We start from the raw sequence: 10,162 nt of genomic DNA, 5'->3' as shown, positions 1-10,162 counted from the left end.
GCGGATTGTGTGCGCGACCGACAACTCACGTGAACAGTGGCCAAGAAGCCCGAATCCGTGCCCGAACTCCTACGGTTCGAGGATGATGCGCACGGTGATGGAGATGGTGGGGCGGCGGCGGTTACCTGAGCCGGGGTGTCCCGGAGGGGCGAGAGGGGCGGAGCCGCCGCCGCGGCGTGCCCGTCCCGTCCTGCGCGAGGTGCTGTGAGCGGTGGCGGAGGGGGTGGCGCTGGCGCGGCGCTCCTCGGCAGTGATGAGGCGGCGGTAGGTGGCGATGGTTTCCCGCGTCATGCCGTGCATGTCGAGGAATTCGGACCGGAGGTACGGGTCATCGAGAGAGTCGTAGGAGGCGACCAGGTGACGCATCTTATTCAGCGCGGACTCTTCGGACACGACTGTCCTGCTTTCTCTGAAGAAAGGAGAGGGCGAATTCAGGGCGCACTGCTGCGGGAGTTCATGCGTTCCGAAGGAGGGAAGCGCGTGAGGTGGTGGGGTGGAGAAGAATTCGATGGAGTCGACCGTAGGGCAAGATCGATCGGCCCGCAAGAATAAATGGAGTGGGCACATTTCTCGGTTGCGGATCACTGCACGCGAGCCACTGCCGATTTCCGTCGGCCTCGAAGTCGATCCCTGATCGAGGGCGCGACGAAGAAGGCCCTTTCCAGGGCTCCTGGATAAGTGCTGGGTAGACCGACCCAACCGTAGCCCCGTTGTCTCGCCGTCGTCAAATCGAAATTCTGCCGTGCCGTTGGGGGGAATGTGGGGCAGTCGAACTGCTGTGAACGGGTGGAAGTGGAGCGGGATGGTGCCCATGGGGTGGAATCGGGAAAGTGTCGACACTTGGGGACTGATTGGACAAGTTGACGTCATGGTTGATCGGTGGCGCAGAACCTTGATGTCAATCATTGGTATACATTCTACAGATGTCAAAAGCCCCTGGTAGGGTGGCCACTTGGCGGGTTCCGGTCGGCTGTCGAGGGGTGTTGAGCAGGGTGAGTGGCGAGGACTTCGGGCCCTGGCTGGCCCGTCAAATCCGACGTATGGGAATGAATCAGGCGGAGCTCGCTCAAGCGGTCGGAGTGACCCGAGCTGCGGTTTCCGCCTGGATCACTGGTCGAGCCGCTCCCCGTCCGGAGACGATGCAGGCCATCGCGGAGGCGATCGGGACCGACATCGGGACCATGCACACCCGGACGACCGACACGGTCCACACGACCGGACCGATCTCCTGGTACCACCGGCCGGCCCATCACGACGGTGGCCGCGACTTCGGCAACGCCGCCGCCTTCGCCTTCGAGGCCGATGTTCAAGTCGTTGCCCGTGAGGCGACCCAGAACAGTCTCGACGAACGGCTCGATCGGACGAGGCCCGTTCGGGTCCGCTACACCCTGCACGAACTGACCGGCGAGTCGCTGGCGAACTTTCGCGAGGCCATCCGGTGGGACGACCTCCATCCGCACTACGAGGCCGCCGCAGCACAGGAGCAGAAGGTCGGCCGAACGATCGCCGAGGGTCTCAAGGATCTCAGCCGGCGCGATCGGCTCGTCCTGCTGCGGATCGACGACTACAACGCAGCAGGCCTCACCGGTGACGATTACGAGGACGGTCGGTTCGCGGCTGTCGTCCGCCGGCAGCTCGACAGCCGGAAGTCGGACGGCCCCGGGCGGAGTGCCGGTGGATCGTACGGACTGGGCAAGGCCACGTTGTGGGCCACGAGTCGGCTCGGCATGGTGCTGATCAACTCCACCCTCTCCGAACCGCACGAAGGCCGTACGGAACGCCGGCTCATCGGGAGACTGGACCTTCCCTGGCGTGTCGTCGACGGTGAGGCGTGCGCGGGTCCCGCCTGGTTCGGCGAACCGGAAACCGCCCCCGGAAACAAGGGCGTGGCCCGCTCCTGGTGGGCGGACGAGGAGACCGTCGACCGCCTCCACCTCACCCGCGAGAGCGCCGATCCGGGCACGTCCTTCCTCATCGTCGGTGCCCACGACGTGGCGCAGGCGATCAACGACACGATCGAGGAGGACGACGCCGAGGACGCGCAGGGTGTGCAGACGATGCACCAGCGACTGGTCAACGGCCTCGCCGACAATTTCTGGGCCGCGATGACCTCGGGGGGCGACAGTGCCCCCCTTCTCGAGGCATCGGTCCGAACCCTGCGCAACGGCCGACTGCTCATCGAGGAGGAGCAGGTCGACCCGAGGCGTCGCCAGCCCTCCAGAACCCGTGCGCTCAGAACCTATCTCGAAGGCGGCACGGTCGAGCGCCTCACGGAGTTGGGGCAGGTCGCACTCGCCCGAGTACCACTGAAAGTACCTCTGCGCGGAGGAGGTCGGGAGACTCTCGAACACCCGGCCGTCCTGCTTGTCACGGCGGCGGAGGACGGCGACGGCAAGCCCAACCAACTGGTGAGCATGCGCGGAACTCGCATGACCGTGAAGACCAGCGGAGTGCCCGACCTCCAGCTCGGTACCAGTCCCTTCCAGGCCGTGCTCCTGGTGGGGCATGCCGCCGGGGCGGACGCGGAGTACGCGGAGGAGGCCGAGGAGTTCCTCCGTGCCTCGGAGCCGCCCGAGCACAATAAATGGGGGCAGACCGAGGAACTGTGGGCAGGCTGGTCCCCCACCGCCTACCGACGCATCAGAGCCTTCACCGGAGCGGCCAACACCGCCGTGCGTGAAATCGTCGGGAGGCGGGGGGAGCGACGCGCGGGTGGCCCTCGGGCGCTGCAGGAGCTGCTGAGACTGGAGCCGGTCCAGACCGGTGGCTCCAAGGCTCGGGCCAGGGCCAGAGCCAACGGCTTCCCCGTGATCCGTGACATCGGGGCCGAGATCGACGCGTTCGGGGCCTGGCGGGTTCGGGTCGAGGTCGGTCTCCCGGCGCGTCCCGATCCCTGGGCCATGGAGCCGACGGCTCGCTTCGACGTTCGTTCCGGAAGCAAACCGTCCGTCGGGTGGTCGGAGATTGTGGCGCTGGAGAACTGCCGCTTCGTCGACGGCGCACTTCACTTCGCCGCCGGTGCCCGGACCGCCACCTTCAGCGGCACCACGGACGTCTCCACCCACCCGGTGCGAGCCGAACTTGCCGGATTGATTGTCGAGCTGCACAAGGTGAGAGGGGTGTCCGAATGAAGGTGCTGCCGTACCGGGCCCTCGCCGGCGAGGTGGTGTTCCGGCCGACCGCCGTGAAACTGGACCGAAACAGTCTGGAGACGTCCGTCTTCTCCGAGCAGGAGCGGGTTGTCGCACTCCACCAGGTGGAACGCGAGGACTGGCGGATTTGTCGGCTCAGCCTCACCGCCACGCTTCCCGCGAACGAGGTGTCCGCCGGGCCGTGGAGTGATCTCGCCGTTATCGCGGTGCTCACGGAGGGGGCCACCAACTCGCGCACCACTGTCCGCCTTGAAAGGAGTCCGGGTGATGAGGCGGAGTGGGCGGGCAGTCTCCGCTTCAGTCGAACCGCGTACCGGGGACAGGCGGAACTCGCGGTGTTCGTCGTCGCCACGATTGGTGGTGTCCCGGGACGGATCATCGGAAGCAGCGAGGAGAACTGGCTCGTGGATCTCACCGCCCGCACGCCGGTTCACGGCCGTGAGCTGCGGGTCAACGAGGTCGACTTCCGGAACGGCGTGCACGACTGGCTCCGCCCCTTCAAGGATTCTCCCTGGGTGGTCGAAACCGCGGACGATCTGCCCACGGTCCATCTGAACACGGGCTTCGAAGGCATCGCCGAACTGCTCGGCACCGCCGTGGGACCTCTGGAGAGGGCCGTACGGGACATGCTCGCCGCGCAGATCGCCACCGATGTCTGGACGGCGGTTTTCCACTCGGCGGCAGGGGATCTCGAAGCGGACGCCGATGGGAATCCGCAGTGGCCTGCCGGCTGGCGGGGCACGGTTCTGCGAGGAATGCTCGCCGATGTGCTGCCCGAGCTCTCCGAGCCGGACGCCCTGCGCGAGGTGCACACGCGCCGTGCGGAGCCCTCGGGGTGGAACGATCTCCAGCCGCGCATCAACTACGCCGCCATGCGGCGGGCCAGAGTGCCCCGGCATGTCGGCACCGCGATTCGAGCCCTTGAGTCATCCCAGAAGGAGAGCGCGCAGTGACCGACAAGCCCGACCATCTGCCGGATCGGTTGGCGCTGCTGCCCGAGGTCAACGCCGTGCGCAGTCTGAGCCCGGGGGTGCTCGCAGGTGTGGAGAACCCTCCGGCCATCGCCCTCCACCGGTCCGCCGAAGAACTCCCCGGGGAGAGCAATCGCCTGTGGGTGCAACCCATCAGGGACCTCATCGACGATGCCATGCACCTTTACCGTGACGACAGGCGCACCAAGGCGGATGCCTGGCTGGCGCCCCGTATTCACGCCGCACTCCGGCTGACCCGGAGGGAGGCGGCCGACCGGCGGCTGTGGAACTTCATCGCGCTCTCCGTCGCCCCCGACTATGTGGTGTGGCGCCATCTGCCCGCCAAGGGAAAGGAGGGGCAGCCTCCTCTGGTCGCGCCGGACCGCTTCAGCGGTGCCCACTACACTCAGGCGTTCTCCCGCCTGTGGTGGGCGGCGGAACTCTTCCGGGACGGAACGAGCTACGCGCCGGCGGCTGTGGCCTGCGGAAATCAGGATGTCCTCAACACCGTGCTCAGGCTCGACCTCGTCGATCACCGTCCAACGGTGCAGGCGCTGATCCGACTGGTGGAGAAGGGCACCGTGACCACGGGACGCGAGGTCAACGCGCTGGCCATCGCGGTGAACGCCGCTGCGGGCACTCTGATGTACGACGTGCTCGCACCGGACGACGAGTGGGACTCGGAGAACCTGGACCACTGGATCGAGGAGGGTGAGTCGGCGCCCCCCGTCACTCGGCGGAGTCTGCCCAGCGGTCCCGACGACGGTCCAGTGCCGGAGGCATCGGTCGCCACCCTCCTCACACTTTTCGAGGAACTGTTCCGTGAGGCCTCGGTACGCGGGCGGACCAAGGGCGAGAGCTGATTCCTCAGCCGATCGCGGTCCACTCCGTCACGGCCAGGGCACGGTCGACCGTCTCGTCGTCGAGGCCCAGCGCGGCGGCGAGCACATGCACACCGAGTCGTGGCGGAATGGCGTTCCCGATCTGCTGGGGGATGGCGTTCCCGGCCCACGGATAGTCGGCGGGAAAAGTCTGGAGCAGCCCGGCCTCGGCATTCGAGAAGCGGTCCATCTCGATCTCCGTGTGATTGCCGTGCCACACACGGTTGCGGGAGATCTTGCCGGTCACCGTGGCGGACGGTTCCGTGGAGAGGCGGCGACCCCGGTCCTTGGGATTGCCACCGGTGCCGTAGTTGGAGACCACGGAGAACGGGTACCGCCGACTCTGCCCGAGCACCTCGCCCATGGGCACCCAGGGGAGCAGGGCCCGATCGCCCTCGTGCCGCTCCTCGCTCTTGCGGTAGACCCGGTGCGTGGGTCGAGGCATGACGGCCTCGGTGCTGCGGCGGGCGATGAGGATGGCCCGGCGGCGGGTCTGCGGCACTCCGAACTGTTCCGTGTGGAGCACGGCCGGCGGGGCCACGGAGTAGCCCTCGGCTTCCAGCAGCTCTCGCATGACCACCCACACCGGGAGCGCCGCCTGCACCTGCTCCAGCACGATCGCCTCGTACGGATTGCCCGAGTCGATGGCGGCCAGGGCCCACCGCAGCGGCTCCAGGACCAGCCCCGTGCGCTCGTCGTCGAGCCCTGCCAGGTGTGCGGAGACGTCCTCCCGGGCGGCCATGCGCTTGGCCAGCCCGATCGTGTCGTCGAGGTCGCGACGCCCTGCGCCGCCACCGGCGACGGTGTACGTCTGACACGGGGGCCCGCCGGTGAGAACCGTCGCGCTCGGGAAGTCGCTCGGCCCGAACTTCCGCACGTCACCCGGCTCGGTGGGCAGACCGGCGGCCACTCGGGTGGCGCACGCGTCCTTGTCCCACTCGATACCGGCCACCACGGGAACCCCCAGATGACGTGCGGCCACATCGAGACCGCCCGGTCCGGCAAATAGGTCAATAACCCCAAAAGGGGCGTTAACGGACTCGTCTGAAGTGGGGGCGGTCATGAGGTGGAAGTGTAGCCAGGGGCGGAGGGAGGTCGGCACTCCCGGGAGGAACGAGGTGGGGCCGACGGGCGGGGAGAGTCCCGTCGAGCGGGACGACTCCTGTCGTCGGGCGGACCCCGACCGTCTCAGGCGCGGAGCGCGCGGGCGATGGACCTGCCCAGTGCCTCCCCGACCGGTGGCGGAGAGGCATGGCCGATCTGGCGGTAGCGCAGCGTCTTGCCACCCGCGAAGTGCCAGTCCTTCGGGAAGGACTGAAGGATGGCCGCCTGGGACACAGTGATCTTCTTGTGCGGGGACCCCGAGGTGTCCGATTCCTGGAGGCCGTCAGGGCCCGGGACCTCATTGGCCAGGGCCGCACCGTTGATACCCATGCCGGCCCACTTCTTCTTCGTGCCGGTGGGGCCGAGATCCGGTCCTCCGCGGTCGTACGAACCGCCGACGAGGGCGGGCGCGGTGCTGATCGCCTGTGCGGCCCAGATGTCCGCGTCCCTCCAGCCGCGCTCCGCCATCGACTCGCGCAGGGCCTCGCCGGCCGAGACGTGGTGCTCCACGGTCCGCTCGGGTGGGCGGAACGCCTCGAACCAGCGCTCCTTCAACGCGACGAGCACTCCCTGATCGCGATTCTGCGGAACACCGAAGTCGGCTGCGTTGACGGCGAACCAGTGAAAGCCGTAACCGAGGTGCTCCAATTCCTTTTCAATGAAGTCGCGCACGTCCGCCAGCTCGGGAGCGCTGACCATTTTCGTGACGTTCTCGATGAGCAGGGCCCGCGGCTGAACGGCGTGAGCGAGGAGCGCGGTCGCTTTCAGGAGTTCGCGCTCCTGTCCCGTCTCCCTTCTCTGCGCGGTCGCGGCCGATGTCACCCGGGGCAGTCCGGCGGAGAGAAGGTCGACGTCGTAGGCCTCCTGGTGCTCTGCCGGATCGAAATCCAGCAAATCCATTTCGAGTACGTTCCAGGTCGGCCTGTTGAGGCGCAGGGTTTCACAGGCGATTGGCCTGCTGTCCAGGAGCAGCACCGGATCGAAGCCGGCTCGCTCCAGCCCCAGGGCGAGCCCGCCCGCCCCGGCGCACACGTCGACCGATGTGAGTCTCTGCACAGGATTCCCCCCGCCACGCGAACATCAACAGCCTTTGCGAAAGCCTATGCAGCGATGCGGGGAATGTCGATGCCGATGGCGCCCAAGCCGGGCCAGGGTGCAGTTCAGAGCGCGGCTCGCAGGCGGCGCACGGTTCGGGCGACGCGCGCGGCGACCTCTTCGGGTGCCTCGTGCTCCCAGAAGCGCAGCACCGTCCACCCCTGTGCCTCCAAATGCGCCGTCGTGGCTCGATCACGGGCCATGTTGCCGTCGAGTTTCCTGCTCCAGGAGGACGCGTTCGCCGCCGGCCTGGTCGCGTGCTGCGGACACCCGTGCCAGAAGCATCCGTCGAGGAAAACCGCCACCTTCACCGGCCGAAAGGCGACGTCGATATTGCGCCGCGGGATTCCCGGAACGGGCACATGAACGCGGTAGCGCAAGCCGTTCGCGTGCAGCAGTTTGCGCACCTCGATCTCGCACTTCGTGTCCCGTGACGACTGGCGGCGCATTCGTTCGGACACACCCGGGGACGAGGGAATCATGGGAGGAATCGCGGAACTCATGCCGAGATCGAGCCCCCGTGGCAGTTCCGATAGGCGGTGCCCGATCCACACCAGCAGTCCGAGCCCTTCGCCGGTGGCCAGGCCGTCGCCCGCCCACGGGCCGCCAGGGTTGTGGCGTACTGGGGGAGGAGGTCCGCGTTGGCCGGGGAGGACTGTTCGGAGGCGGCGAAGGCCTCGTAGGAGGGGACCGTCGCCGGGACCGTGCCCAGGTTGGCGGTGCCGGTGGAGGCGAGGTCGCGGAGGGAGGCCTCGATGTCGGTGAGGTGGGCCGCGTGGGTCGGGTACTCCGATTCCAGCTCGGGGTAGGACGCGAGGAGTTCGGACAGCTCGGGTTCGGTCCAGTGGAGGACCGCCACCGGGAAGGGGCGGGAGAGGGCCGAGCGGTAGGAGCCCAGTTCCGAGCGGAGACGGGCGATCTCGGCGCGGAGTTCCGCCGGGTTCTCGGAGCCGAGGGTCCACAGGCGCTTCGGGTCGTGGAGTTCGTCCAGGGAGATCGCGGCCCGGGCGGTGTGGCCCTTGTCGGCCAGGGCGTCCCACTCGTCGTGGGGGCGGCCGAGCAGCCGGCGGACGCGGTGGCGGCCGGTCAGCAGGGACTGGGTGTCGTAGGGGATCTCGTCGTCGCCCGGGGTGAGCAGCAGGGTGATCGCCGCGGTGAAGCAGTCGTGGGAGGCCTCCAGCTCGTCATGGGACTCCAGGGCCTCGGCGATGATCTCCCACGGGGCCGCGTCCGCCGGGGCGGCCGTGCGGATGCCCGCGATCAGCGCACGGGCCTCGGCCTCATGGCCGTACTCCCAGAGGTTCGCCGCCTGGAGGGCCTTCACCAGCAGGGGGCGCTCGGGCCCCGAGGTGACGAGCCGGTCGTACAGGGTGGAGGCGCGTTCGCGTGCGCCGGCCAGTTCGAGGTGGGCCGCGGCCCGGAGGAGGAGGGGCTCGTCGTCCTCCGGGTACCGCGTCGCGGTCCGCAGCAGGCGCTCGGCTTCGGCAATGTGATCGGCAGGCGTGTCGGGGCGCATGGTGGACACGGTACTGCGGCCATACGGCCGAAAGGGCGGCCGTATGGCACCGGTCACCTCGGCCCGTGTACGCGTGAAAGAGAAGTGGCGGGAGGGGCGAACTCTCCCGGGGGAGCGCCGGAGGGAGCGCCGGGGAGCCCCCGGGGATCACCCCGGACCCCGCCGCCCCCGCGACCGCCTCCGCCCCCCGGCCGCCCCGCCACCCGATCGTGTATAACGGGATCAACGGATCAACGGACCAGCGGACCAACGGACCAACGCACCACCGGAGACCGGGGAGGGGACATGGAGCTTCGCGCACGAACGCGCGCCCTCCGCCCCGCCGTCCTCGCGTTCCTCCTCCTCGCCGAGATCCTGCTCCTCGACGGCGGCGGTCTCTCCGCCGCCCTCGCGCTCGCCGCCACGGCGACCGCTTCCGCCGCGTCCGCCCTGGTCGTCTGCGCTGTCATCAGCGCCCGCTGTGCCCCCGCCGTGCCCCGCACCCGGGTCCGCACCGCCATCCGCGACCGCGAGAAACGCACCGCGTTCCTTCCGCAGCGCGACCCCGACGCCCGGGGCCGCACCCGCCCCCGCGCCCCCGGCCGTGCCCTCCTGACGGCCGCCGCGTAGGGGACCCCACAGCACCTCCACGCGGGACCGTCATGCCGCCTGTCTCCACACCCCGGCACGACGAGACCCCCGGAGGGCTCACCCATGTCCGTCTTCGCCCGTCTGGTCGAGCAGCTCGCCGACCTGCTCCAGCCGCTCTTCCTCACCTCGGCCACCGCCGCCGCGATCGTGCTCTTCACCGCGTTCGTACGGCTCGCGGTCCACCCCCTCTCCCGCGCCGCCGCCCGTGGCCAGAAGGCCAACGCCCGGCTCGCGCCGCAGGTCGCGGCCCTGCGCAGAAAGCACCGCGACAACCCGGAGCGGCAGAAGCAGGCGCTCATGGAGCTGTACGCCAAGGAGAAGGCGTCCCCGCTCTCCGGCTGTCTGCCGAGCCTGCTCCAGGTCCCGGCGTTCTTCCTCCTCTACCACCTCTTCTCCAGTGGCAGCATCGGCGGCGAGCCCAACGCCCTCCTCTCCCACCGGCTCCTCGCCGCCCCGCTCGGCGACCGCTGGACGGACGCCCTGGCGAGCGGCGGGGTCCTCGGGGACGCCGGTCTGGTCTACCTCGGGCTCTTCGCCGTCGTCACCGCCGTCGCCGTCTTCAACTACCGGCGCACCAGGCGCCAGCTCGCCGCGGCCCCGGCCCCGGCACCGGGCGATGTGCTCCCGGGCATGGGAGCGATGACGAAGGTCATGCCGCTGCTCTCCTTCGCCACCCTGATCACCGTGGCCGTGGTGCCGCTCGCCGCCGCGCTCTATGTCGTCACCAGCACCACCTGGGCGGCCGTCGAACGCGTCTTCCTCTACCGGGACATGCCGGTCGCGGGGGCCATGGCGAGCCCTCTGTGAGGAGAG

General features: G+C 69.0%; 10 protein-coding genes. 5 read left to right on the top strand and 5 right to left on the bottom strand.

All coding sequences use genetic code 11. The features are described 5' to 3' along the window. Positions 1–69: 69 nt before the first annotated feature. On the bottom strand, positions 70–393 hold the full coding sequence (locus tag ABT122_RS21005) for a hypothetical protein (protein WP_351554202.1): 324 nt from the start codon (positions 391–393) through the stop codon (positions 70–72). 530 nt (positions 394–923) lie between these two features. On the opposite strand from ABT122_RS21005, the gene ABT122_RS21000 reads away from it, so the two are divergent. Genes ABT122_RS21000 through ABT122_RS20990 form a run of 3 tightly spaced genes read left to right on the top strand, consistent with a single transcriptional unit; the run spans position 924 to position 4,986 of the window. Then, entirely contained in the window at positions 924–3,131 is a 2,208-nt protein-coding gene (locus ABT122_RS21000; protein WP_351554199.1) for a helix-turn-helix transcriptional regulator, read from the top strand. Then, a complete protein-coding gene (locus tag ABT122_RS20995) occupies positions 3,128–4,105 on the top strand; it encodes a hypothetical protein (protein WP_351554196.1) in 978 nt (325 codons plus the stop codon). The genes ABT122_RS21000 and ABT122_RS20995 overlap by 4 nt, the downstream gene beginning before the upstream one ends. Next, positions 4,102–4,986 (top strand): DUF6339 family protein, encoded by an 885-nt coding sequence (locus tag ABT122_RS20990; RefSeq protein ID WP_351554193.1) that lies wholly within the window; start codon positions 4,102–4,104, stop codon positions 4,984–4,986. Before ABT122_RS20995 ends, ABT122_RS20990 begins: the two co-directional genes overlap by 4 nt. Positions 4,987–4,990: 4 nt before the next feature. Here ABT122_RS20990 and ABT122_RS20985 read toward each other — a convergent pair whose 3' ends face one another. From ABT122_RS20985 to ABT122_RS20970, 4 genes are all read right to left on the bottom strand, one after another. After that, a complete protein-coding gene (locus ABT122_RS20985) occupies positions 4,991–6,067 on the bottom strand; it encodes a DNA cytosine methyltransferase (protein ID WP_351554190.1) in 1,077 nt (358 codons plus the stop codon). 125 nt (positions 6,068–6,192) lie between these two features. Further along, positions 6,193–7,164 (bottom strand): DNA cytosine methyltransferase, encoded by a 972-nt coding sequence (locus ABT122_RS20980; protein WP_351554187.1) that lies wholly within the window; start codon positions 7,162–7,164, stop codon positions 6,193–6,195. 104 nt (positions 7,165–7,268) lie between these two features. Then, positions 7,269–7,706, bottom strand: coding sequence for a very short patch repair endonuclease (locus ABT122_RS20975; protein ID WP_351554184.1), 438 nt, complete (start codon positions 7,704–7,706; stop codon positions 7,269–7,271). Next, complete coding sequence (locus ABT122_RS20970) at positions 7,703–8,719, bottom strand: SEC-C domain-containing protein (protein WP_351554181.1); 1,017 nt, start codon at positions 8,717–8,719, stop codon at positions 7,703–7,705. Before ABT122_RS20970 ends, ABT122_RS20975 begins: the two co-directional genes overlap by 4 nt. Before the next feature lie 285 nt (positions 8,720–9,004). Here ABT122_RS20970 and ABT122_RS20965 point away from each other — a divergent pair, with 285 nt between their 5' ends. Further along, positions 9,005–9,328 carry a DUF6412 domain-containing protein gene (locus ABT122_RS20965; RefSeq protein ID WP_351554178.1) on the top strand — a complete coding sequence of 108 codons (324 nt, stop codon included), beginning with the start codon at positions 9,005–9,007 and terminating at the stop codon, positions 9,326–9,328. 84 nt (positions 9,329–9,412) lie between these two features. Then, a complete protein-coding gene (locus ABT122_RS20960) occupies positions 9,413–10,156 on the top strand; it encodes a YidC/Oxa1 family membrane protein insertase (RefSeq protein ID WP_351554175.1) in 744 nt (247 codons plus the stop codon). Positions 10,157–10,162: the final 6 nt, after the last annotated feature.

Origin of the sequence: Streptomyces sp. NPDC001985, from assembly GCF_040296845.1 — a bacterium.
Lineage (GTDB): Bacteria > Actinomycetota > Actinomycetes > Streptomycetales > Streptomycetaceae > Streptomyces.
Note: the sequence above shows the minus strand (reverse complement) of the source record. Positions and strands in the feature narration are given on the sequence as shown.